This is a genomic window from Tepidimicrobium xylanilyticum, assembly GCF_900106765.1.
Classification (GTDB): Bacteria; Bacillota; Clostridia; order Tissierellales; family Tepidimicrobiaceae; genus Tepidimicrobium; species Tepidimicrobium xylanilyticum.
In genome coordinates, this window is sequence record NZ_FNNG01000020.1 from 1 (window position 1) to 24076 (window position 24076).

Genomic DNA, 24076 nt, shown 5'->3' on the forward strand with positions numbered 1-24076 from the left:
GGATGGGATAAAGTTTGATAGTCAGAAAGAAGCAGAGTATTATTGCAGGTTAAAACTACTTAAACAAGCTGGAGAAATAAAAGATTTTGGATTACAACCTAGATATGTTTTGCAACCTGGATTTGAAAAAAACGGAGAAAAATTTAAGCCAATAACTTACATTGCTGATTTTGTAATAGTAAACAATGATGGAACAACAGATGTTGTTGACATAAAAGGGGTAGAAACCCAAATATTTAAAATAAAACGAAAATTGTTTGAGTATAAATACCCTGATTTGAGCCTAAAAGTGGTTAAGTAAAAGGGGGATGAAATTGAAAGATGGCTTAATCAATAGAAAAATATATAAAAGAAATTGCATAAGATGGTGAGTTAGGAGGGACAATATGAGAAAAATTGAAGAAATCAGAAGAAATGGACGGTTACAAATAATAGAAGAAGGCATGGATGGAATGATGGGATATATACACCTTCCTATATCAAAACGGCCATTAACATTCGTGTTTAGTTGGAGTGGGGAATGGGAACATGTATCAGTTAGCCATAGAAATAAAATTCCTACTTGGGATGAAATGTGTATGGTAAAGGATATATTTTTTGAAGATGAAGAAGTAGTGGCTCAGTATCATCCACGAAAAAGTGAATATGTGAACATTCATCCTTATACTTTACACTTATGGAGACCTATAAATAAAGAAATTCCAACACCACCCATAGAATTCGTTTAAATAAAGGGAGAGGGGTAGCCATGGAAATAAATAAAAGAATTGCAGAAGCAAAAAAGCAAAACTTAAAAAGGGAATTAGAAAAAAGCATAGATGAACTTATAGATGTGCTAGATAAAGCTGATAGCCTTGATTATTTTACTATAGAGATTAAAAAACATAAGGATAGATTAGATGTAGATTGTATATTAAAGAACAGGAAGAAGGTGTATTGATAGCGAAAAAGAAAGTCGGGGTAAAACCCCCGACTATTTAAATCATTAGCAACAAAAATCCTTGGAGAAAAAGAGTATAAGCAGTAGGAAGAAGAATAACAAAGAATTATCAAAGTCACAATGTCTTCTATGATCTCTGTCTCTACCACCTTCTAAAAAGTCACTCACAATTAACACCACCTTGCTAAATTATTGGGGAGTATGTACTCCTATAATAGAATATGAAATTAGCATATAAGTGTGATTATGTGTACAATAAAGTATTGTAAGCAGGAGGATGAATGGTGCAATAGGAAAATACAGAAATATGAGTAAATAACATAAAAAAACACATGTCAAATATATTAGAAAGATAGGAGGGAAAGCTATTGAGATGAATAATCAGTATTCAAAAACAAAAAAACAAAACCTTAGAAACGAAATGATAGAATATATTGAGGATACTTTAGATGCAGCAGAAAATATGGGAAGCCTTGATTTCTTCACTATAGAGTTGAAAGTTCATAATGGAAGGTTAGATACTAATTGCACATTAAAAAATAGAAAGAATGTGTATTGACAATAAAGAGAACCGAGGTTTCTCCCCGATTCTCAAAGCATACTAAATTTAATAACATTCAGTGAAGAGAATTACCAGTAACAAAAAGAAGAACAGTAATGAATTATCAAAGTCATTTTTTCTTCTACGTTCTCTACCACCAGCAAACAGGTTGCTCATAATGAACACCTCATTTCAATTATATTAAAGGCTGGACTAGCCTTACTATAAGATATGATAATTAGTAGGCAAGTGTTACTAAAGATGCAATTTAGTTTTATGATTATTATATGAATTAGAGAAGGGAAACTATATGAAAAAAATAAGAGCTATTTATATTGGTGATGTTAGGTTTAGTAATTGCCAAGTGTTTGAATTAAAAGAAAAAAGTTGTTTTGACTTGAGGATTCTTAATATCGATATGAAAAAGAAGAAGTCAAACTAATAAATAAGTAATGAGTACAGAAATTATTAGATATATTATGTGATTATTAGTGAAACTAGGAGACAAAAACATGAGCAAAACTATAATTGATGATATACATGAGTTAATTGATTTGTCCAAAGATGAGTTAGATGAAACTTTTGGAATATTAGTCCTACCATACCTAGATGGCGGACGCTTTGACTATAGAGATATAGTTGAGGTGTCCTTTTTCATTATAGTTGATGAAAGCATTGAGAAAAACAAAAAAAGTTGACGCCTCAATCCCATTATGAGGAGGAGAGCTAGATATGGATGCAAAAGTTATAGAAAATGCATTAAAAGATTATAAGAGAAAAAAATCAATTGTAGAGACAACTTTGGCCAGGATAGAAAATTATAAAAAAGCAATCAACAATCCAGAATCATTTACACATATATTTCTAGGTTCACCTATAGAACTTGGAATGCCTAAGAGTACAGGAAGTAAAATATCGCCAGTAGAGATGGCAGTAACAGATAAAGAAAAAGCCATAGAAATATTAAAACAATGGATTAAAGACGAGCATTCTAGAATATATCCATATCAAATAGAACTAGAGCAGATAGATGGTGCATTAGAAGCCTTAACAATGCAGCAGAGATTCATCATAGAATGCAAATACTTTGAAAATATGTTTTGGAGAGATATTGAAATTAGCTTCAATGATAAATTTAGGCAACAGAATTATATAACATATGAAGGATTAAAGAAGATAAATAAAGAGACGTTAAATCTACTAGCAAAAATATTAGAACCTTATTATATGAGATTCAAAATCATAAAGAGCTAAAAAATACCTAAAAAGCACCTGAAAATTACCTGATTTTTCCCTGCTTTTTATAAATAAATATGTTAGCATGATATTGTAGCAAAATTTAATATAAAGGAAGTAGAAGTGAGCTATTCAGTATCAAAAGAACACAAGGATAAACAGAAATATAAAGAATTAATAATAACTAATTATTGAAATCTCACCTTTTGTCCCTTACAGGTGAGATTTTTTATTTGAGGTGATACCTATGATAAAGGTAAAAGCAAATATTGTGATTATAGATTAGCAAAACCCAGATGGGAGCACATTATTTACACTATCAGGAAACAGGATGGGAATGTAGGCAAAAATATTTGCCCTGGATGCAAAAAAGATGGATTAAGACTAGATTGGGGGAAAGAGATATGAGAATAAAGGATATAATCAAATTTAAAGATACAGAGACATACAGGAAACTTAAAAAGGTAGGTAAGAGGCAGCAAAAGAGAAAAGATAAAGAAATTAAGCTTGGGGATAGGCCAGAGAGATTGATGCAACATGATGCGTATAAAAGAAAAGGAAGAAGAATTAAACAAATAAAGTGGGGATAATACATAAAATTGGGTAATATAAAACGGGGGTTGATATAATGTTTACAAGAGCTATAAGAGAGTTGTACATATTAAGAGATAAGTATAGGGATGATGATGCAACAGTTGAGGCTATTGATAATATAATATTTGAATTATCCACTGGTATATCTATTGTATTGGATATTTTAACTAACTATAACAAAAAAACAAAAAAATATATGAATTAAGTGGATAATCCCTATAGGATCTTTTTTCATGCAACAAATGAGGTGAAAACGTGAAATGTGAAGTTACTAATTACTAGAACATGCTTTTTGGAGTTTAAAGCAAAAGAGGACTATTATATCAGTCCTCTTTAAGCTTTATTATAATTTGGTTATTGATAGCGTCAATCATCTTCTCAATAGGGGAAAATATTACCATCTGAATCTACGAAACCACATTCACGAGCCTCATTTGTACCAATATTTACTGTATAACTTGATATATTCCCATAACTATTTTTTTAGGTGATAGTTTGATTGGTTTTGTTTTCATATTAATCAATCTTTCTTATAAATTTTCAATTATTAAGATAACATATATTTGGGTTGGAGAGGACTTCTCCTTTCCGCAGGGGTTGATATGATACTTCCAAAGTAGACAGTCTAATTAATTAAAGATTAGATTATCTACTCGAAGTTATTTTTTATGCAAAAAATAACGTTATTTCAAACGCTATGATGTTAATAAGGTGATAGTATGGCAAGACCAACCAAAATAGAAAAATACGGACTTCAAGAGAAGGTAATAACGTTAAGAAATAGGGGCAAAACCTATAACGAGATAGCTAATATCGTTAAAAAAGAAGATAAAGTAACATTATCTGATATGGCAGTAAAAAGATTTCTTGATAAGTACGAAGAAAAAGTAGATGAAATGGCAGTAGAAGTAATAAAAGAAGATAAAAGAAGAGTTATGAAATCTGTTAATTATAGTTATGACATTATTCAGAGCCAATTGGAAATATCAAATCAAGTATTAGAAAAGCTAAATTCAATCCAGGATATAGGTGGATTAATAAAAAAAGTAGAGGAAAGCGCGATAAGATTAAAAGAAAATGGTGTGCAAATTTCTTCTTTAGACTTTGCCACTCAAGTGGCATTACAAATATCAGATAATATATTAGACTTCACCAGATTGACTAAAGAAGTTAGAGAAAACAACAGATTCTTAGCCGAATTACAGACTAAAATTTATGATTTTAGTCTTTTACAAGAATTTGTTTCTTTATTTATAGAAGAGTTTAAAAAAGAAAATCCAGAGCTAACGCTAAAAATACTAAAAGAGATAAAGAATGATTCAAGGATGAGGATGTTACTTGAAAGTAGTGAAAGGAATGGACGACCTTAAAAAGATACTTGATTTAATAGATTATGAGATAGAAAAGTTAGAAGAGAAAAATGAAGGAGAAAACGCAATACACAACTTTAAAGATTTCATGATTTATGATAGTCAAGGTAGATGGCATACCGCTAAACACCTTGACTTAATTACTTCTAAGCTGCAACAGGTTTCAGAGGATACAGCCAAAGGAATACCACATAGACTTATTATTACTTTGCCACCTAGACATGGTAAGTCAGAAGTAGTTTCAAAAAAGTTTCCAGCATGGCATTTGGGAAGAAACCCAGAACATGAAATAGTTCTATCTTCATACTCAGCAGATTTAGCATATGATCATTCCAGAATAGCTAGGAACACATTACTTAGCCATAGTGAGTTGTTTGGAATAAGTATAGCCAAAGATAGCGCAGCTGTGGGAAGATGGGGACTGGAAGGACATAGAGGGGGATTATTTGCTGCAGGTGTTGGAGGCCCTATTACTGGTCGAGGAATGCATATAGGAATAATAGACGACCCTTTTAAAAATGCTGAGGAAGCCAATTCAGAAACCATAAGAGAAAAGGTATGGAATTGGTACACTACTACATTTTATACAAGGTTAGCTCCTGGAGGCTCTATAATAATTCTCATGACTAGATGGCATGAAGATGATCTTGTTGGGAGGTTACTAGAAAGAGAAAAGGAAGATATACAGAAAGGATTGGACATAATTTCATGGGAAGCAATAAACCTTCCGGCTATAGCGGAGGAAAGTGATCCTTTGGAAAGATTACCAGGTGAAGCATTATGGCCAGAAAGATTTCCTATTGAAACATTAAGAGAAACTAAAAGAACGTTAGGATCATATTGGTTTGATGCCTTATATCAGCAAAGGCCGGCACCAGCAGAAGGAAATAAATTCAAAAGAAGATGGTTTAGGTACTTTGAAGAGATGGACGATTATTACATCCTACATACACCGGAAGGTAATGTAACAATTCCTAAGGATAAGTGTTGGAGATTTCAAACTGCTGATACTGCTTCAAGTGAAAAACAATCATCTGACTATACGGTACTTACTGATTGGATAGTTACTCCTAATAATGATTTATTAGTTGATGATGTGTTCAGAGATAGAATAGAGGTTCCAGAACAAGAGAAAGTATTTCAACAAAGATATTATGAAAAGAAACCTTTATTTCAAGCAATAGAAACTAAAAATACAGGAATTGCCCTAAAACAATATTTAATAAGAAAGGGATTACCTATAAAAGAATTAAAAGCTGATGTTGATAAGGTATCTAGGGCAGCCACAATAATGGTTATATATGAAAATGGAAAAGTCTATCACAGAAAGAATTCTTATTGGCTTGAAGAATGGGAAAGTGAACTAGTTACATTTCCAACAGGAAAATATGACGACCAAGTAGATACTGCAGCTTATGCAGGAATAGTTTTGACTCAATTAAGGCATAAGGGAGAAAATGCAAGACCCAGAGGGGTGAGGAGGAAAAAATGAAAAAAAAGAAAAGAAAAAGTACAGGTAAACCTGGATATATAGAAATAAATAAGAAAGCAAAGGAAAAAATAGTTACAAGTTCCAAGCAGTTAGAAAACTTTGATGAATTGTATGGGGATGTACTTCCTCCTCCTTATGAACCTAGAGATTTACTGAGGATAGTGGAGGAAAGCTCCTATTTAAAGCAATATATTAGAGCAATGGCTACGAATATAGCAAAATTTGGCCATGAAATTAAATACAAAAATGATTTTGATTATGATGCAGAAGATAAAGAGATAAAAAGAGAAGCAGACAGAGAATGGGACAAACTTACAAGGTTATATAAGTACATCAACCCAACAGAGCCATTTAAGAAAGTTATAGAAAAAATGGTTATAGACAGAGAAAGTATAGGGTGGGGTACTGTAGAAGTAATGAGAGATGGCAAAGGTGAAGTAAGTCATATTGAATATGCTAGAGCAGCTAATATCAGAATAGTAAAGCAATCAAAAGATGAATCTAAACCTATTGAATTTAAAGTATTGGAAAAAGACGATAAAGGCAAATATATTACTCAAACATACTATAAAAAGTTTAAAAAGTTTGTTCAAATAATAGGAGGTAAGAAAGTTTATTTTAAAGAATTCGGTGATCCAAGGCAAATGGATTATCAAACCGGAGAATATGGAGAAAAAGTACCTGAGGAAAGGCGTGCTACAGAAATTGCATTTTTTCCAATACATGATCCTACAACCGATTATGGGATACCTAGATGGACAGGGGCATTAGTGGATATCATAGGAAATAGAGCTAGTGAGATATTAAACTTTACTTATTTTGAAAGTGGGACAATTCTTCCTGCGGCAATAATAGTGGATGGTGGTCAATTAACAGAAGAAAGTGTAGAGGCTTTGAGAGAAGGAAAAGGTCTTGGAAATGCATTCAAGCTATTACTACTAGAAACTGCTCCATTTGAAGATGGGGAATTTGTTTCTATAGATGGAAATAACAAAAACAAAGTGTCTACAAAGATAGAAAAGCTTGCTGATGCCATGAACAAGGATGCTCTATTCCAAGAATACCAGAAGTACACTAGAGAAAAGGTGAGAGATTGCTTTAGGTTACCACCTATATTTACCGGTCAATCATCAGACTATACTAGGGCAACAGCAGAAGTAGCAAAGCAAATTGCAGAAGAACAGATATTTGCACCAGAAAGAGAAGATATATCGAGTGTATTTAATACAATTATCAATAATGAGTTAGGAATAAAATATGTGGAAATGACTTTAAAAGGACCAGACTTTGGAGATATAACTGAAAAAGTCACAGCACTCGATCCATTTATAAGAGCAGGAGCAGTAACACCAAATATGTTGATAGAACCTTTAGGAGTGTTACTGAATAAACAATTTGAGCCATTTCCTGAAGAGATTGGGAACATACCTATAGAGCTACTAAAGCTAAAATTGATGACAGATAGGTATGAATTTAATACCACAGGAGCTGAAGAAATAGAAAAGGTAGCAAGGACAGAGGTCATTCTTTATGAAATGTTAGAAGAAATTAAAAGTTGTTTAGGTGAGGAAGAGGAAGATGAACAAAGCAAGTCAAATTTACAAGTCTATTGATAAAACACTAAATAAACTAATAGAAATAAATGCAAAAGACTATCTTAAATATCAGAAAAACAAACCTTGGTACTCAATTGCATTAGAGGGTTATATAGACATTACTAGGGGAATATTAGAGTTCTTAAAAAAGTATGCTAAGCAATATTGGGAAATAATTGAGGGTAAGAATATTTTTATAACAAAAACAAAAGATGAAGACAATTCTAAAAAACAATTAATTGATGGATATGATGGAATAATCAATGAAAACATAAAGAAAATAATTGAAAGAACGATAGACCAATCGATAGATGAATTAGAAGAATTTTATGATGAAATAATAAGGGATTTTCTGATTATAGAAGCTGCAAAAGCAGCCGCCTATGACATTGGATTGAAATTCAACTTCAATAAATTCGATGTGCTTACCAGAAATTATTTAAGGGATAAGAAAATAAAATGGGCAAAGCAAGTAGCTGAAACCACAGAAAAAAGAGTAAAAGAGTTATTAGTAAAGGGATATGAAGAAGGATTAGGAACTTATGAGATAGCAGAACTTATTTACAACGATTATTTATTTAGTTATGAAAGGGCAGAAACAATTGCAAGGACGGAGCTATTATCAGCTTGTAATTATGCGGATTTTACTGCCTGGAAGCTTGACGATAACATTTATGGTAAAAAGTGGAGTGCAGTACCTGATGGAAGGACTAGATTAAATCATGCTTTGGCAGATGGTCAAGTAAGAAAAATAGATGAACCCTTCACAGTAGGAGGAGAATTGCTCATGTATCCTCTAGATGTTAGCTTAGGGGCAAGTGCAAGAAATGTTGTGAATTGTAGATGTACTATGTTTTATTTAACAAAGGAAGAATATGAAAAAGAGGTGAGCAGCTTTAAAGGATTAATATTTTAAATTTGTGGGGTGATAAATTGCATAAGATCAATAAAAGTTTTGAAGTAAGTATTGCTAAAATAGATAAAGAAAATAGGATAGTAGAAGGTGTAGTCTATAGACCATCAAAGGAATTTGATAAATATGGGAATCCAACAGATTATGTTGATAGCCAAGGGGATTGGATGACGGAAGAAGATGTAAAAAAGGCTTGTCATAAGTTTTCTAAAAAATTGGCTATAAACAAAGGGAAGGTTGTAGATAAGCAGCACAACGAAAAAGGAGGATATGGCCATGTAGTGGAAAATTATATTGCAAAAGTTGATATTCCTGATATTGGGGCAAAGAAGGGAGATTGGTGTGCAGCAATAGAGGTAACAGATGAAGAAACTTGGAAGCAAGTATTAAAAGGTGAAATAACAGGCTTTTCCATAGGTGGGAGGGCTGTATATATATAGGAAGGAGGGTATCAATGCCTAGAATGACAGATGTAGATGTTGATTACATTAGCCTTGTAAAAAAAGGAGCTAATAGACAAAAAATCCAAATCTATAAAGCAGAAGATTTTAAACCTGAAACTTCTGATAATGAACAAATCAAGGAAGTTACAGGTTTTTTTAATGCTATTAAATCATTTTTCATTGGGGGTGAGGTAAGAAAAGCTGACAATAAGCTGTTTGAAGGTTTTAAAGAAAGAATGACAACACATGAAGTAATGGATAATATTTGGAGAGTTAATGATATTTTAGTGTCGGTAATGAAGGACATTTTAAATTCAGACATTGAGGATAAGGAGGAGGCTTTAAATACTGCAATAGATGAGCATGGAGCTTACCTTAAAGCCAAAATGAAAGGTATTAATAGTATTAAAAAGACAGAAAAATTTTTTAGGAAAGAAGGAGGAGGCAATGAAAAAATGAAAAAAGAGGAACTTATAGAAATTATAAATGAATCATTAAATCCAATAAAAGAAAGAATTGACATATTAGAAAAAAAGCTTAATCAAGAAGGTGATGAAAGCATAGAAAAAGAGACTGAATATATAACAAAGGAAGATATTGCTAAAGCAATCAAAGAAGCAATAGCACCTTTAAATGAGAGAATTGAGAAAATAGAAAACTTTAAAGGTATATCAAAGCAAATAGATGATGTAGGTCCTATTAATAAGTCAACTAGCATCTTTGCTGGAATTGACATATAAGAACTCAAAATTAATTAAGGAGGAATTATAATGAACCTAAATAATAAACAGGTAATACAAAAAGGTAGAACTATGGTCACAGGCCAACAACATGGAATGCTTAATCCAGAGCAATCCAAAAGGTTTATGCAAATGATATTTGATGATAGTTCTTTTCTAGGGCAATTTAGACATGAAATGAGAGTATCTACTAAGGGGAGTATAGAGAAATTAGGTATCGGAAGAAGATTATTAAGAAAGAAAGCTGAAGGCGAAATGCCTTTAGAAAGCGATTATGCTGAACCAGTACTTGGGGCAGTACCTTACTCAACAGTGGATATTGTTCTTGGTGCTGAAATTACTGAAAAATTCATTAGAGAGAACATTGAAAGAGAAGGATTTGAAGATATATTCATGGAAATGATAGCAAAACAAGTAAGAGTTGATATGTTAGACTTAGCTTTTAATGGCGATACAGATTACACAGGACCAGACGCGGAATTTATAACTATTTTAGATGGGATAGTAAAACAGTTAGGGCAGGGATCCAATATACTAGATGCTAGCACTTTAGGTAATGGTAAATTTGTAGATGATATATTTACTACAGCTTTAAAAATACTTCCAAGCAAATACTTCAACAAATCTACTTATAAATGGATAGCAAATAACAAAACATACATTACTTGGTTAGAATACCTAAAGAATAAAGAAACTACAGCAGGTGACATGGCCATATTAAACGGAGATAATTTAAATCCATTAAATGTTGAATGGGCAATAGTTCCAAACTTCCCGGATGGCAAAATCATATTAGCAGATCCTAGCAATTTCACAACAGTAACTACTTACAATATCAAACTAAGAAAAACCATAGAAGGTAAAGAAGCAGTAATGAGAGATACAAGATATTACGCTGTACACTTGGATATGGATCAAATAATCATGGAAAAGGAAGCTGCTGTAATGATTGAAAATGTCCCTGAAACTATATAGGAGTGATATAGATGAAGATTAGATTTATAGGGAGGGGGAGTTACTATGCTCACCCCTTTTTATTTACTAAAAAAAATAGAGAGATAGAAGTAGATAAGGAACTAGGGGAATATTTGTTAGGAAAATATGTATTTGAAGAAGTGAAGGATAGTAAAGAGAAAATAAAAGTAAAAACACAAAGGGAAGTAGAAGAAGAAACTAGTGAGGAGAAGAAGAAATACGAAAAATCCAAAGCTAGCAAAAAGAAATAGGTGATTATATGTATCTTACTGTAGAAGACATCAAGAATTCAAGAGTAGCAGCACTTAAAGAATTACCTGATGAGTTTATAGTGAAAAGGTTAATAGATTTAAGCAGAGTTATAGATGAATACTGCAATACTAAATTTATACCTACTGGAACTGAATGGACTACTGATCTAAGAAGGAAGATTAAAACATTAAAGAAACCTTTATTGCATGTCGATGAATTAAAAGTTTTCGGTGTTACTTTAGTAGAAAATGAAGATTACTATGTTTATCCAGAGAAAAATGCAATTGAATTTGAAGATATATCAAAATATCAGAAAAGGAAAAAGGCTGTTTATATAAAATACACTTATGGTTATGAAGAAATACCAGCAATAGTTAAGGAAGTGTTATTAGAGCTATTTAAGGAAAGTATAGTAAATGCAAATAATATATATAGAGTAAAGTCAGAGCAATGGGAAGACTATTCATACACTTTAGCGGATAACACAGAAACCATGCAAAATATATTATCAAGGCTTGATAGATTTATCGAAGATGATGCAAATATTGCAGAAGAAAGCTCGAACAAAGTAAGAGCTATGCTATTGTAGGTGGTAGTATGTATGAGAATGGTTTAATTCATAGAGTGGACATATATCCTATGGAGAAAAATACTTCAAATAGGACTCAAAAGAATCAAATGAGAGCTAAAGAGTCAGTAATAGAAGATGTAATATGTAGAATTGTTAAAGATGAAAAAATCATGTTTGAAGCAGATGTTATTCTTAAAACTGGAGATATAATCAAAGACAAATATACTGGTAAAGAGTATATGGTAGAAGATGAGTATATAGCCACTGGATTTAATGTCCACCACAGGAGCTACAAAGTTAAAAAGAAGGTAATATAGATGGCTTATAATTATTTTAAAATAGTAGTTAATCAAGATAAATTAGATAAATTATTTTCTAAATATGGAGAGGAATTAACAGAAAAAGCAATTAGAGTAGTAAATAAATACACAAATAAAATTTCAAATGAAGCAAAGAAAATTATTGATGAATCTGGCTACAGAGATACTGGAAGGCTTATAAATTCAATTAAGCACTCTATTTATGCTTATATAGATAGAATTATAGGTGAAGTTAACGGTGGTACAAAATATGCTCAATATATTCACGAAGGGGTAAAGCATCCTACAAAGAGTTCAGAGAGAACTGTGCCATTCTTTGTACCTTTCAAAGTTGCACCAACATTGTTTAAGTGGGCTGTAAGGAATAAAGTTATAGAATCAATTGACGGAGTATATAGGTTAGCAAGTACAGGGCAAATAGTTGAACCAGATAGAGGAGGATTACAAGTTCATATTGCACCAGCTAAATATTTTGAAAAGCCATTTAACCAATATAAGGATCAGTTTGTAGAGGAAGTTTCAAATATCATTAATAAAAATTAGGTGATTTCATGAAAAATTATTTTTACACTACTGAAATAGCCAACAAAATAAGAAATTTACTAGATGGAAAGCTACCTATAGAGGTAGCGAAAAATATTTCTGTAGGGGATTTTACAATACTGCCTGCACCAGAAAAACTAGATGAATACCTACCAGCAGTTATTATAAATTTAAGCTGCAATGATTTAGTTGATAGCAATATAGCATTGGATGTTTACACTCAACAATATACTTACGATATTTATTATCTATATCCTTATACATTTCGAGAATTTGAGGACACGCCAGTAGAAGCTATACAAAAGGCAGAAGTAATAGCTAATATATTTATGAATCACAAAACAATAGATGATTTTAAAATAGAGCCTACAGAAAAAGAAGCAGGTGGCCAGATAATAACAAGCACAGTATCGAGATTGACATTTGATAATGCTGAAACAAAGCTATTTAGGGCATTAGAGATACCAGCTTATATTATACACATAGAATATTATTTAGCATTTAGAACCTTTAGAGGAGGGTTAGTATGAAGAAAAAGAGAATTATTTTTAGAGGATTAGGGCCTACTGGAAATGTAGTCTATAAAGACGAGGATGGCAAGACAAAAATAATTGAAGATGGTGCTATAGTTGAAATGGAAGAAGAAAAAGCAAATGCATATATAAATCTCAATTTAGCTTATGAAGTTTTAGATGAAGATGAAGCTAGAAAGGTCCAGCAACAGGTGCTAAAAAATAAAACTAGGAGAGAGGAAGTAGTCAAAGTTGCAGAAGAAGCTGCTCAGAAAAAGGAAGGAGGTAAAAAATAGTGGCACAAAGAAGGTTATCTGAAAAGATTAATATAGGGGTAGCTGATATAACATTTACACCAGAAGGAACTGACATCCCGATCTATTTAGGCCTAACGAAAGATGGGACAACTCTAACATATGAACCGGAGTACTATGATATTACTGCTGACCAAACAGGCAACACTCCGCTAGATAGTATTCTAATTGGTGAAACAGTAAAAGTAACTACTAATTTATTAGATACTTCCCTTGAACATATAGCTGCAGTAGTACCCACAGCAGATAAAGAAGAAGAAGGTGGAAAAATAAAAGCTGTTACGTTTGGAAGAAGACCAGGGTTAAGGTTAGGGAATAGGGCAGGAGTGTTAAGAGTACATCCAGTATCAGCTGGAGTAGGAAGGACTGATAAAGATGTAATAATATATAGGGCCGCAAACAAAGCTAACCTAGAGTTAGCTTATGAATTAGAAAACGAATGGGTAATACCTTGTGAGTTTGTAGGTTTCCCAGATGATTTTAGACCAGAAGGAGATCAACTTTTTAGAATCGGGGAGTACACTAAATATAAACAACCAAATAAGAGAATAGTATCTTTTTGGATCACACCAGCTAATCCTGAAATAAAAATAGGGGAAATGATAAACTTCAAATGTAATGCGATGTATGAGGATGGCACAACGGAAGATCTAACCTCAGAGGCTAATTGGGTTAGCTCTGCTCCTGAAATTGCAACTATTAAACTAGAAGGCAACACAGCAGTTGCTACAGGAGTTACAACTGGGACAGTAGTAATACAAGCTCAATTAATAGGTTATTCAAGTTCTACTACTCTTACAGTTCATAGTGTATAGATAGGAGGTAAAATATGAAAACAGTAAAAATTGGAGATAAAGAAATTAAAATCAGAAGAGCTAAAGTTAAAGAAGTCAAAAATCTAATTAAAGATACAGCTACCAAAATCACAGAGGTAGCTGATTTCTTTTTTAATAGGCAAATGACTGATGAAGAACTTATTAATTCATTAATGGAAGCAATCATGGAAAATATAGAATTTTTTGAAGACTATGTACTACAATTTACCGTTGATTTTACCCAAGATAACTTTGATGATTTAGAGTTCTTAGATGCAATACTCTTAATTAAAGAGATAGTAGCCTACAATGGAATAAAAGGAAAATTTGTAAAGAATTTTTTTCACAACTTAAATCAGGTGATGACTACTCAAGCTCAACCACAGGAGAAGTTCATAAAGGAAGTTCCAAAAGTCTAGAGGAGCTAGCAGGAGACTTTATATACACAGCTACAGAAAATATGATTCACGATTATAAATGGACAATTGATTATATAGACAGTTTAGATTTTTATGAGTTTATGCAGCTATATAAAAGGATGAAAAAAAGAAAAGAAAATCAGGCCATAACTGAATTAAGAAGACTTCAAATGCTAACTACTGCAGTTCATACGGGAGAACCTAAAGAGTTTATAGAGAGATTGGATGATATTATCAATGGTAACTCATCAAAGGATATAATTGGCGATTTAGAGGACTTAGAAAATCTGAAATCCAAACGGAAGCAGTATGGAAGGATAGGTGATATGAATGCAGGAGAATAGAGTTAGAGTAATATTTGAGGCTGTTTTAGGTAAGTTTAAAAATGATGTTAAGTCAGCAGCAAAAGCTACTTTAGAAATTGGAGAAGCAGGAGAAAAAGCATCTGAACAAGTTGATTTTGATGAGGCAAACAAGAGCGTAAAAGCCCTTGAAGTGAGCTTAAAAAGACTAACAGCTACATTAAAAAAACTTGCAGTAGGGTATGTAGCCAAGAAGTTATTTGGAGCCGGAAAAGACAACTTCATGTATTTTGTTGATTATCAAAAAAGCTTAGCTCAAGTTACTACTTTATTACCACATATAACAGAAGATAGAATAAATCAAATGTCCGAAAATGTAAAACGTCTAGCAAGAGATATGAAAATATTGCCACAAGAAATTTTCCCTGCAATGTATTCAGCCATATCTGCTTCCGTTCCTGAAGAAGAAATGTTTGATTTTCTAGAAACTGCAAGAAGGGCATCCATCGGTGGAGTTACCGACATGCTAACTTCTGTTGACGTTCTTACTTCGGTTGTCAATGCTTATGGATCAGAGGTTATAGATGCTCAGAAGGCTTCTGACTTAATATTTACAACAATGAGGAAAGGTAAAACAACTTTTGAAGAAATAACAAGTCAGTTATATAGCGTTTTACCTGCAGCAAAAGCATTAGAGGTGCCATTCGAGAATGTTTCAGCTGCCATTGCTACATTGACAGCAACTGGTACTCCAACAGCTCAAGCAACAACTCAAATAGGTAGAATGTTCTTAGAGTTTTCAAAACAAGGTACAAGGGCTAGTGAGGTATTCCGCGCAGCAACAGGAAAAACATTTAGACAGTTTATAGCAGAAGGACACAACCTGCAAGATGCATTAACTGTTATGGAGCAAGTTGCTAAAAAAGCTAAAGTAGAGATAAATGACTTATTTAACTCAGCAGAAGCAGGGAATGCTGCATTATCTTTAACAGGGAAAAGTGCTTCAAGATTTACAGAAGACTTAGAAGCTATGGCTAATGCTGCAGGGGCTACAAAAGAAGCTTTTGACAAGATGAGTGGAACGATATCCTATGCGCTAGAAGGAATAAGAGCAAAAATAAGTGTATTTAAAATTAACATAGCAGAAAAATATTTCCCAGAAATTCGAGATGCAATAAATGCAGTTGATGAAACCCTTGATAGGCTTGATGAAAACAAAGCGTTAGATAGTCTTGCCCGAAGCATTGGAGGTATTATAGCTACAATTATCCTTAAATTTAATGATATGTTAACTAATATTGATAGTGTAATTGAAAGAATAAATAAATTAGCATATTTCATAGATAACAACTTATCTACCGCTATAGATGTAGTTATGGGATTAGCAAAAGCATTTATAATATTTAAAACTGCTGCTGCAGTTGCCCATGTTATAGAAACGGTAGCAGGAGCTATAGGACTTTTAACTAAAGCGCAATGGGCATTAAATGCAGCACAAAATGCTAGCCCGATCGGTTTTATAATAACACTTGCTGGATTGTTATTGTTATGGATTATAAAATTAATAGGTGGATTTGAGAATCTGGAAAATATAGGTACAAGGGCTCTTTTAGCTTTAAGAGTAGTATTTCTAATGTTAGTAGAAAAGATTGTTTGGGGAGTAAACCTAATACTCCAATTTTTAAAAATTCTTTTAGGTTGGATACCTATCATAGGAGATGTTATTGGAGTAGCAGCAAATACATCTAGCAGAGCCTTGAAAGGATTAAGAAGCGAAATCGATGAAACAATAGACAAGTTAGATGAATTAAGCAACAAAAAAACAAGAGTAGATATAGAAGCGGAAAATGATGCCTTAGATGAAGAACTTTTTAATAGTTTAGAAGGTAGAGGAACTAAAGATGAAGAAACAGAAGAAGAGCAACCACATGAAATAGATGTTCAAGTACCTGATGACATTGAAGAGCTTATTAGTGGGAAAGGCAGTGCAAGAAGTAAAAAAACTCTGTAGGGAAATGGTATTGGGAAACATATATTGATAAATATGATGATATAAATTACAGTGCTCTAATTATGGATAGCAAAAAAAATGTTAATCGTTCTCCTTGGTCTTCTATAGATGGTGGTGTAGCATTTGGTTATTATGTTGACAATAAAATAGGTAAATTGTTTAAAACTGGAGAGGCATTAATAACTGAGCTTCTAGCATATACAACAGGAGATACATTAGGTATAGCATTAGATTTAGATAGTTCACCAAGAATGGCTAGATTTTATAAAAATGGACAATTTATAGTAGAAGGGGAAATTCCTTGGAGTGGGGAAGTGTATCCTGCTGTGGGCAGTGGTAATTCAGATGGCGGTATAACAACAGCTAATTTTGGCATTACAAAATTTAACATAATAACTTCTAATCCAGTAGAATGGCAAAAATTGAAGCGAAAAGGATATTTGCCTTATGATGTGGATAATGCAAGTTGGTTCACACCTTTTAAAATATAATTTCTTGTTCAGGATGGTAATAAAATTAAAAAAACTACTATGGAAGGCCTAGAAGAGGTTAAAGAAGGATTTCCAAATGAGGAAGATTTCATTAATTATGGAACAGATAATCTAGCTGACATTATAGGTAAATTTGATAAGAAAGTACCAATTAATTATTATGAGAGTTTAGATGAAAAGCAACTGTATAGCTATAAATTAGTTGGCTTTAAAGATATAGAAGTATTAGCAATTAAATAATTAGAAGAGGATATTAATAAACAATATAGTTTTATAATAAGATTTAGTACTTATAACCGAGTGCGAGGTTGTTGAATTGTTCTCTATTGAATAAAACATGAAATAATAAGAATTTATAATTTGATAATTTATAATTTGATAAAGAAAGCAGGTGAATGAGTTAATGAATGAGAGATGGGTTCAATATTTGATGGATAAATATGGTGTTGCTTGGTTTAAGTGTGATGAAGAAAGTGGAAATATTATTGATGGTAAAGGAAGTCATATTGGAACACCATATAATTTAACTTATCAAGGTGAAGAAGGAATTTGCTTTAATGGAAATAATAGTTATATTCAATTTAATGATAAAGTTATACCTATAGGAAAGAAAAGTATATATTTTGAATTTAAAGCAGATAGTAAATTAGATAGAGATATGGCTATTTTATGTGTTGGACTTTATAGTGATGGAACGATTAATGGTATTAGAGGGGTTGGGGATTATATATTTATCAATGAAAAAGGTTGTATTGGTTGGATAAATTATAGTGGTAATATTTTTGCAAGTGATAGAAGAATAAATATAAATTATTTAGATATAGACTATTGCGATGGTCAATGGCATAAAGTTTTATTAACTTGGGATGGTACTACTAATGGAAATGGAGTAAAAATATATGTGGATGATTTAAAGACTCCTATTTATAGTGGCGCTTCTTTATCAGAAGAAACTTCTATTCAAGCTATGAATTTAGTAATAGGTAAAACGGGACATTTTAATGAAAAATATACAGCTTGTTTTAAAGGTAATTTAAGAAATGTTCAAATTTATAATGAAGTAATAGACCCAATACCTAAATTCTATCTATTAAAAGCAGAAGATAAATATTACACTTATTTAGATAACCAGTTTATAGAAGTAGAGCTTGCAATAGAAAACTTTGAAAATTATGGGATAATTGATTTATCTACTTTACTAACCCCAAATGAACAAGGTATTAAACCAATTTCAAGGCTAAAAGATCCAGAAATAATATGCTTGACAGATAAGCATAATCCTCAGCTTTATATCAAAGGTTTCAGGGATTTGAGGCCATTAATGGAATCAAATAACCCCAAAATATTAATAAACTCTGAAGTAGGGCATGAAATAAAAGTGACATATCATCCAAAAGCACAATTAATCTTGCCTGTTGGAGACATAGTGCTGCGAATGCTTGAAAGAATACACAATTTTACTGTATATACAAATAAAAATCATGGTGGAGATATAAAGATTATATTTAGTATAGATAGTGGTAGAACATGGTTAATTTACAATGGCAAAGAAACTGAGAAAGTAGACATTAACAACCTAGAAGAAATAGAAGAAAAAGGATTAACTCCAGATGAATTTAATGCCATAGGGGAAAAATGGAATGATATTATAGTAGACGATAAAATTAGATTTGCTTATTACCTTGAAATAGAATCTATAAACGACATAGCTGAAGTAGACAGGCTAGAAACAGAAATGGACATGCATGGAAGATGGAGAAAGGCTGAGCATCTTGAAGATTATGATTATGAATATGACAATGAACATATATACATTACCTTCTATAAAAACGGATCTTATAAAGTGAATTATCAAGGTTGATAAAATTGTTGGCTAATTCATGCTATTAATCACTTCTGTACCTATTTCTTTCAAATTTTAAAAAACAGGTATATGTTCTAATATTATGAATTATAGTAGGATGTATTTTTTATATTCAGGAATAAAAGTTCATCTACCTCAGCAAACTAAATCAGAGGTGGATGAAATGGATAAAAAACAGATTGAAAAGCAAATTGATATCATATTAAAACATATCGAATTACTTAGAGCCGAACTTGAACTTTTAATAGAAGAGCAGGGAATTAGTGAAGAGACTATAAGAAAAAGTCAAGAATTAGATGAGTATATAACCAAATATTACAAGCATCTAGAAGAGTTAAAGAAACAGTAGAGTATAAAGAGAACTTGCTTAAAGCAGGTTCTTTTATTTTGTAAACCTAAGAAGTGTAATAAGCAAATATTGCAACTAATAGACACTTAGAAAGGTTTTACAATCTTGTTTACGAATATTTAAAGAAAAATCTTTTACACTATATAATGTAAAATCATTAATCAAGATAGTGTAAAGGAAGTAGGATATGAGACAACTAATTAAGTATTCAATTTTATTTATAATTGGTGGAACGTTATATTATTGCATTGAAATTTTGTGGAGAGGTTATTCCTATTTAGCAATGTTTTTTCTTGGCGGATTGTGTTTCATATCAATAGGCTATATAAATGAACAATATTTTAGGTTTAGAAAATCTCTATTATTACAGCAGGTGATAGCTTGTTTAATTATAACTTCATTAGAGCTACTCTTTGGTTTAATTTTTAATATAAGATTAGGGTGGGATATTTGGGACTATAGCATATATAAGTTCAATTTTATGGGGCAAATATGTTTAAAATACAGTATATTATGGTTTTTTCTTTCTTTACCAGCCATATTTCTCTATGATTACTTAAAATACTGGTTGTTTGGAGAAGAAAAACCAAAATATAAAATTATTTAAGCTAGGTTATCCTAGCTTTTTTAATGCAAATTTGGAGGTGCTATATGGAAGGTGAACTATTCAAACTAGCAACAAGCAATGGAATATGGGCTGCTCTCTATGTGTTTTTGTTCATCTATGTACTCTACGATAGCAAAAACAGAGAAAAGCAATACATAGAGAGAGAGAAGAAAAATATCAGGTTACCATATATGAAAACCAAACAATCATAAAAGAACTATCTAAAAAATATGGTGTAGTTGAAACAATCCAGAAGGATGTCAGCTATATCAAGGATGAATTGCAGAGGAGGTGAAAGGATGATTATTGATATTAGTCACCATCAGAATCCAGCGAACATGAATTACGATAAGCTAGCCAAGCAAGTTAAACTTGTAATCATTCGTACACAATATGGTTCCAGGACCATTGATAGGCGTTATAAAACTCACCAAAGAGAATTCCAAAAACGTGGCGTACCTACAGCTGCATATGCATGGGTTAGAGGGGTTTCTATTAATGATATGAGACAAGAGGCTAGAGATTTTTATAATCGTACTAAAGAATTCAATCCTACATTTTGGTTTCTGGATGTGGAGGAAATATCAATCAAAGACATGAGGGCAGGAATTAAAGCATACGTTGATGAACTTAGAAAACTAGGAGTCAAGAAAGTGGCAGCATATATTGCTCATCACTTATATAAGCAGTTAAACCTTGACTTGAAGGATTTTGATGCAATCTGGATTCCTCACTATGGTAAGAACAATGGACAAGTTACAAGTCAACCTAGCTTTCCATGTGATATTCACCAATACACTGATAAGGGCCGATTAGAAGGATATTCGGGTTATCTAGATTTAAACCGACTGATGGGTACTAAACCATTAGAGTTTTTTACAGGAAAAGAAGTGGTAAAGGTGGACAAAAAGGATGAAATGAAAAAAGATAAACCTTCAGACTGGGTTAAAGATGATTGGAATTGGGCAATTGAAAAAGGAATTACAGATGGCAGAAATCCTCAAGGATTAGCAACTAGAGAGCAGGTTGTTGCGATGATAAAAGAGCTAAGGAGGTAAAATAATATGTATAACGACTTTATCACAATGGAAACTTTAGCCACATTTGCTGGCCTTGTAGCAACAGTTTCCATCATTGTCCAATTCACAAAATCACTAGTGAAAAATAGGTATGGTGATGCAGCAGTAAAAGTTTATACATTTATTATTTCATTAGTACTTACATTTGTATTTGCAAGAAATGGACAAGGTATAGAAGGAGTAATACTTACAGCTATAAACTCAATTATTGTAGCTATAGCTGCAATGGGTGCTTATGAGAATAGTGTAGATCCAAAGGCAGAGAAAAAGAAATAGTGTATGATAGAGGCCAGGTGAAATGCCTGGCCTTTTTTATTTGATATTATATTTTGTATTATTGAGAAAAAGTTTTTGACATAATGTGGTATAATATTATCATAATATACAGTTATTAAAGTAAAAAATTGGAGGTAAAATGAGTTGCCAGAACAGAGGATACGAACAATAGCATTTGATGAATCTGGGAATCTAGGCTCAGATGGTAGATATTTTGTTATAGCTTGTGTAGATACATATAATGAGAAATCTGTTCATAATATTATGAAGAAAAAATGGGGCAAGCCAAGAATATATTTCCTGAAATTAAATGCGGTAGTAATGAGATAAAAGCTTCAAATGCTTATCCAGCTTTAAAACATCATATATTAGAGTGCATTGTTTCAAAATATATTTCTATATCATATATTGTAGCTGACTTGCATTATGTGTATCCTGATTTACTTGATGATAAAAATTGTTTTTATAATTATTTAATTAAATTATTATTAGATGATATTATTACTAAAAAAGATAGTAATAGTAAAATTAAATTAAAATTGGACAATAGAACAATAAAAGTAAAATCTCTTAATTCATTTGCAGATTACATAAAAATACACTTAAATTATCAGAGACTTTTAAAATTAGATTTAGGTGTTCAATATATTAATTCGGATGCAAAAATGGGTATATAATACAAGCAGCAGATTATGTTGCAAATGCTATTTACTTGTATTATGAATATAACAATAAAACTTATTATGACATTATTTCTAGTAAAATAAATGCTATAGAAGAATTTCCTAGAAGTAAGTTTGGAAAAATGAAAGTTGTATAATATTTAACAATGAATCTTTTCGCATTCGCAAAAAATTATTGACATTATTAATAATTTAGTATAATATACTATTACAGTTATGTGTTCTATAATATTTCAATGAATAAAGATTTTAATGGGTAAACCCCAATGCAATGTGCTAAAGTTCGTAAGCATAAGCTGTCTGTATTGACAGCCGTTGCATTGGTACCATGTTTTATATATAAAAACACTCATTGATCTAAACGAGTTGTTTTTTATGTTTTTAAAATATATAATACATATCCAAGAGGTAGGAACTAAAATCCTGTCTCTTTTTTAGTGGAATAAAATGAATTGACAAAAAACAAAAAATATATAGTATTAATATTAGACTACCTATAAGGAATTGAAATGTTGTTGCATCTAATGATTTGAATTTATATGCACAAGTTACTAGCATACCTTTAAGGAGCTAAAACGCTTCTATTTCATCTGTTCCAAATTTTTCAGCCATTGCGAATTACTAGACTACCTATAAGGAATTAAGTATCTTTCCAGGGAGTAAACCCTGGTTTTTTTCTTATGTCAGTAAATGTCGCAAAATTAAAAAAGGATTTATTTATTTTGTATCGTATTGTATATATAAGTTGGGAAAGGGGGTAACAATATAATGAATCAGGATAATGCTAAAACTAACGATCAAAATGCTCAAATTAATGATATAATGGAGCTAAAAAATGAAGATGTTTTTACTGTGTATACTAATTCCGTAAACTTAGCATTTGGTTATTATGATTTTCAATTTCTTTTTAGAGAACAGTATCCCAGTTTTGATGGTCAAGGTGCTGATTCTATTAACTTCGTTAGGCTTGTGATGAGCCCTCAACATGCAAAAATATTTAATATGATTCTTGAAAAAAATATTAAACAATATGAAGAAAACTTTGGAGAAATAAACGTTAGTGATAATTTCTTAAAAAGCCTTAATTTATTGGAGGAATAATTAATGGCTACTGTAGAAGAATATATAGTAAAAAATAATATGGATTATAAATATGTAACTTATAATAAAGATTCTAGTCAAGTGTATATCTTGGACAATAAATCACTTAGGTTGTTACTTAATGGATTTTATAATGCTGGGTACATAAAATGTGTTAAAGACATATATAATTTATATGAGGAATCTTTAAATAGTTCCACCCAATTTGGAGGTTATAATATGGATATAGATAGAATTTTGGATCATTTAGTTAAGTTAGATGATAAATATGATAAGAAAATAGATATGTTAAGTAATAAACTAGATAATGTAATAGATAGTTTAAATAAGCTAAATAGAGAAGTCGGAGAAATAAAAACAGATGTTGATAATATAGATAAAAGGAGTAGTTTTTGGAAATCATATATTATGGCTCCAATAATTACATCTGTAATAACAGCAATACTTGTAAAAATTATTGGCTAATATGAAAAAGATTAAAAATATCATTGTTAATGATTTTGATTTTTCCTTGTTAAACTATCAAATGTTCCCTAAGAATGTAGAGAGATCAGAATTATATATGGTATAAATAGAGGTAGGGAAGCAAAATCCTACCTTTTTTATTTAATCCCTTTACACAGAACTTACGTTCGTATATAATATGTTTAAAGGGGGAATGACCATGCTAAATGAAAAAGAATCTAAACTATTTGATGCTATCGTAAAATACATAGATGAAAATGGAT

Annotated in this window: 38 protein-coding genes; all 38 read left to right on the top strand. The window is 31.5% G+C overall.

Annotated features, from left to right (window positions below):
* The coding region (locus BLV68_RS14115) for a DUF1064 domain-containing protein (RefSeq protein ID WP_093755222.1) at positions 1–301 on the top strand (301 nt) is incomplete at its 5' end.
* Positions 302–386: 85 nt separating this feature from the next.
* Positions 387–728: a DUF7694 domain-containing protein gene (locus BLV68_RS14120; protein ID WP_093754920.1), complete on the top strand. Its 342-nt coding sequence runs from the start codon at positions 387–389 to the stop codon at positions 726–728.
* A gap of 20 nt (positions 729–748) precedes the next feature.
* Positions 749–940, top strand: coding sequence for a hypothetical protein (locus BLV68_RS14125; RefSeq protein ID WP_093754922.1), 192 nt, complete (start codon positions 749–751; stop codon positions 938–940).
* Between the two features lie 373 nt (positions 941–1313).
* Positions 1314–1499 (top strand): hypothetical protein, encoded by a 186-nt coding sequence (locus BLV68_RS14130; protein ID WP_093754924.1) that lies wholly within the window; start codon positions 1314–1316, stop codon positions 1497–1499.
* A 494-nt stretch (positions 1500–1993) separates the two neighbouring features.
* Positions 1994–2179, top strand: a complete 186-nt coding sequence (locus BLV68_RS14135) for a hypothetical protein (RefSeq protein WP_093754926.1) — start codon at positions 1994–1996, stop codon at positions 2177–2179.
* 34 nt (positions 2180–2213) lie between these two features.
* A complete protein-coding gene (locus BLV68_RS14140; protein WP_093754928.1) occupies positions 2214–2735 on the top strand; it encodes a hypothetical protein in 522 nt (173 codons plus the stop codon).
* Positions 2736–3121: 386 nt separating this feature from the next.
* Positions 3122–3307, top strand: a complete 186-nt coding sequence (locus BLV68_RS15310) for a hypothetical protein (RefSeq protein ID WP_143035299.1) — start codon at positions 3122–3124, stop codon at positions 3305–3307.
* A 38-nt stretch (positions 3308–3345) separates the two neighbouring features.
* Positions 3346–3516 carry a hypothetical protein gene (locus BLV68_RS15555; protein ID WP_159428716.1) on the top strand — a complete coding sequence of 57 codons (171 nt, stop codon included), beginning with the start codon at positions 3346–3348 and terminating at the stop codon, positions 3514–3516.
* 514 nt (positions 3517–4030) lie between these two features.
* The gene (locus BLV68_RS14150; protein WP_093754932.1) at positions 4031–4681 is read left to right on the top strand and encodes a hypothetical protein; all 651 of its coding nucleotides are present in this window, start codon (positions 4031–4033) and stop codon (positions 4679–4681) included.
* Positions 4659–6173, top strand: coding sequence for a phage terminase large subunit (gene terL, locus BLV68_RS14155; RefSeq protein WP_234949938.1), 1515 nt, complete (start codon positions 4659–4661; stop codon positions 6171–6173). The genes BLV68_RS14150 and terL overlap by 23 nt, the downstream gene beginning before the upstream one ends.
* On the top strand, positions 6170–7786 hold the full coding sequence (locus BLV68_RS14160; protein WP_093754936.1) for a phage portal protein: 1617 nt from the start codon (positions 6170–6172) through the stop codon (positions 7784–7786). Before terL ends, BLV68_RS14160 begins: the two co-directional genes overlap by 4 nt.
* Positions 7752–8684, top strand: a complete 933-nt coding sequence (locus tag BLV68_RS14165; protein WP_093754938.1) for a phage head morphogenesis protein — start codon at positions 7752–7754, stop codon at positions 8682–8684. Before BLV68_RS14160 ends, BLV68_RS14165 begins: the two co-directional genes overlap by 35 nt.
* Positions 8685–8701: 17 nt before the next feature.
* Positions 8702–9121 (top strand): XkdF-like putative serine protease domain-containing protein, encoded by a 420-nt coding sequence (locus BLV68_RS14170; protein WP_159428717.1) that lies wholly within the window; start codon positions 8702–8704, stop codon positions 9119–9121.
* Between the two features lie 14 nt (positions 9122–9135).
* Positions 9136–9864, top strand: a complete 729-nt coding sequence (locus tag BLV68_RS14175; RefSeq protein WP_093754942.1) for a hypothetical protein — start codon at positions 9136–9138, stop codon at positions 9862–9864.
* Positions 9865–9894: 30 nt separating this feature from the next.
* Positions 9895–10839: a hypothetical protein gene (locus tag BLV68_RS14180; protein WP_093754944.1), complete on the top strand. Its 945-nt coding sequence runs from the start codon at positions 9895–9897 to the stop codon at positions 10837–10839.
* Positions 10840–10850: 11 nt separating this feature from the next.
* Complete coding sequence (locus tag BLV68_RS14185) at positions 10851–11090, top strand: hypothetical protein (RefSeq protein ID WP_093754946.1); 240 nt, start codon at positions 10851–10853, stop codon at positions 11088–11090.
* Positions 11091–11098: 8 nt separating this feature from the next.
* A complete protein-coding gene (locus tag BLV68_RS14190) occupies positions 11099–11680 on the top strand; it encodes a hypothetical protein (RefSeq protein WP_093754948.1) in 582 nt (193 codons plus the stop codon).
* A gap of 8 nt (positions 11681–11688) precedes the next feature.
* Positions 11689–11979: a hypothetical protein gene (locus tag BLV68_RS14195; protein ID WP_093754950.1), complete on the top strand. Its 291-nt coding sequence runs from the start codon at positions 11689–11691 to the stop codon at positions 11977–11979.
* Positions 11980–12525 (top strand): HK97 gp10 family phage protein, encoded by a 546-nt coding sequence (locus tag BLV68_RS14200; protein ID WP_093754952.1) that lies wholly within the window; start codon positions 11980–11982, stop codon positions 12523–12525.
* An 8-nt stretch (positions 12526–12533) separates the two neighbouring features.
* Positions 12534–13055 (top strand): hypothetical protein, encoded by a 522-nt coding sequence (locus BLV68_RS14205; protein ID WP_093754954.1) that lies wholly within the window; start codon positions 12534–12536, stop codon positions 13053–13055.
* Complete coding sequence (locus BLV68_RS14210; protein WP_093754956.1) at positions 13052–13333, top strand: hypothetical protein; 282 nt, start codon at positions 13052–13054, stop codon at positions 13331–13333. The genes BLV68_RS14205 and BLV68_RS14210 overlap by 4 nt, the downstream gene beginning before the upstream one ends.
* Positions 13333–14166 (top strand): hypothetical protein, encoded by an 834-nt coding sequence (locus BLV68_RS14215; RefSeq protein WP_093754958.1) that lies wholly within the window; start codon positions 13333–13335, stop codon positions 14164–14166. Before BLV68_RS14210 ends, BLV68_RS14215 begins: the two co-directional genes overlap by 1 nt.
* A gap of 14 nt (positions 14167–14180) precedes the next feature.
* On the top strand, positions 14181–14585 hold the full coding sequence (locus BLV68_RS14220; protein WP_093754960.1) for a hypothetical protein: 405 nt from the start codon (positions 14181–14183) through the stop codon (positions 14583–14585).
* A 119-nt stretch (positions 14586–14704) separates the two neighbouring features.
* Positions 14705–14929 carry a hypothetical protein gene (locus BLV68_RS14225; protein WP_159428718.1) on the top strand — a complete coding sequence of 75 codons (225 nt, stop codon included), beginning with the start codon at positions 14705–14707 and terminating at the stop codon, positions 14927–14929.
* Positions 14916–16898: a phage tail tape measure protein gene (locus BLV68_RS14230; RefSeq protein WP_093754964.1), complete on the top strand. Its 1983-nt coding sequence runs from the start codon at positions 14916–14918 to the stop codon at positions 16896–16898. The genes BLV68_RS14225 and BLV68_RS14230 overlap by 14 nt, the downstream gene beginning before the upstream one ends.
* Positions 16899–16960: 62 nt before the next feature.
* The gene (locus BLV68_RS14235; protein WP_093754966.1) at positions 16961–17389 is read left to right on the top strand and encodes an SPRY domain-containing protein; all 429 of its coding nucleotides are present in this window, start codon (positions 16961–16963) and stop codon (positions 17387–17389) included.
* Positions 17390–17428: 39 nt separating this feature from the next.
* Positions 17429–17629 (top strand): hypothetical protein, encoded by a 201-nt coding sequence (locus BLV68_RS14240; RefSeq protein ID WP_093754968.1) that lies wholly within the window; start codon positions 17429–17431, stop codon positions 17627–17629.
* Between the two features lie 163 nt (positions 17630–17792).
* Positions 17793–19250 carry a LamG-like jellyroll fold domain-containing protein gene (locus tag BLV68_RS14245; RefSeq protein WP_093754970.1) on the top strand — a complete coding sequence of 486 codons (1458 nt, stop codon included), beginning with the start codon at positions 17793–17795 and terminating at the stop codon, positions 19248–19250.
* A gap of 166 nt (positions 19251–19416) precedes the next feature.
* Positions 19417–19602, top strand: a complete 186-nt coding sequence (locus BLV68_RS14250) for a Spo0E family sporulation regulatory protein-aspartic acid phosphatase (protein WP_159428719.1) — start codon at positions 19417–19419, stop codon at positions 19600–19602.
* Between the two features lie 187 nt (positions 19603–19789).
* Positions 19790–20209, top strand: a complete 420-nt coding sequence (locus BLV68_RS14255; protein WP_093754974.1) for a putative ABC transporter permease — start codon at positions 19790–19792, stop codon at positions 20207–20209.
* A 44-nt stretch (positions 20210–20253) separates the two neighbouring features.
* Positions 20254–20421: a BhlA/UviB family holin-like peptide gene (locus BLV68_RS15315; RefSeq protein ID WP_200773807.1), complete on the top strand. Its 168-nt coding sequence runs from the start codon at positions 20254–20256 to the stop codon at positions 20419–20421.
* Positions 20418–20504: a hypothetical protein gene (locus BLV68_RS16380; RefSeq protein ID WP_399263453.1), complete on the top strand. Its 87-nt coding sequence runs from the start codon at positions 20418–20420 to the stop codon at positions 20502–20504. The genes BLV68_RS15315 and BLV68_RS16380 overlap by 4 nt, the downstream gene beginning before the upstream one ends.
* A 4-nt stretch (positions 20505–20508) precedes the next feature.
* Positions 20509–21267, top strand: coding sequence for a glycoside hydrolase family 25 protein (locus BLV68_RS14270; protein WP_159428720.1), 759 nt, complete (start codon positions 20509–20511; stop codon positions 21265–21267).
* Between the two features lie 6 nt (positions 21268–21273).
* Complete coding sequence (locus BLV68_RS14275; RefSeq protein WP_093754980.1) at positions 21274–21564, top strand: hypothetical protein; 291 nt, start codon at positions 21274–21276, stop codon at positions 21562–21564.
* Positions 21565–21708: 144 nt separating this feature from the next.
* Positions 21709–21894: a hypothetical protein gene (locus tag BLV68_RS15320; protein WP_143035300.1), complete on the top strand. Its 186-nt coding sequence runs from the start codon at positions 21709–21711 to the stop codon at positions 21892–21894.
* A complete protein-coding gene (locus tag BLV68_RS14280; protein WP_093754982.1) occupies positions 21840–22241 on the top strand; it encodes a hypothetical protein in 402 nt (133 codons plus the stop codon). Before BLV68_RS15320 ends, BLV68_RS14280 begins: the two co-directional genes overlap by 55 nt.
* Before the next feature lie 774 nt (positions 22242–23015).
* On the top strand, positions 23016–23348 hold the full coding sequence (locus tag BLV68_RS14285) for a DUF3467 domain-containing protein (RefSeq protein ID WP_093754984.1): 333 nt from the start codon (positions 23016–23018) through the stop codon (positions 23346–23348).
* Positions 23349–23351: 3 nt separating this feature from the next.
* Complete coding sequence (locus tag BLV68_RS14290) at positions 23352–23813, top strand: hypothetical protein (protein WP_093754018.1); 462 nt, start codon at positions 23352–23354, stop codon at positions 23811–23813.
* The last annotated feature ends 263 nt before the right edge of the window (positions 23814–24076 follow it).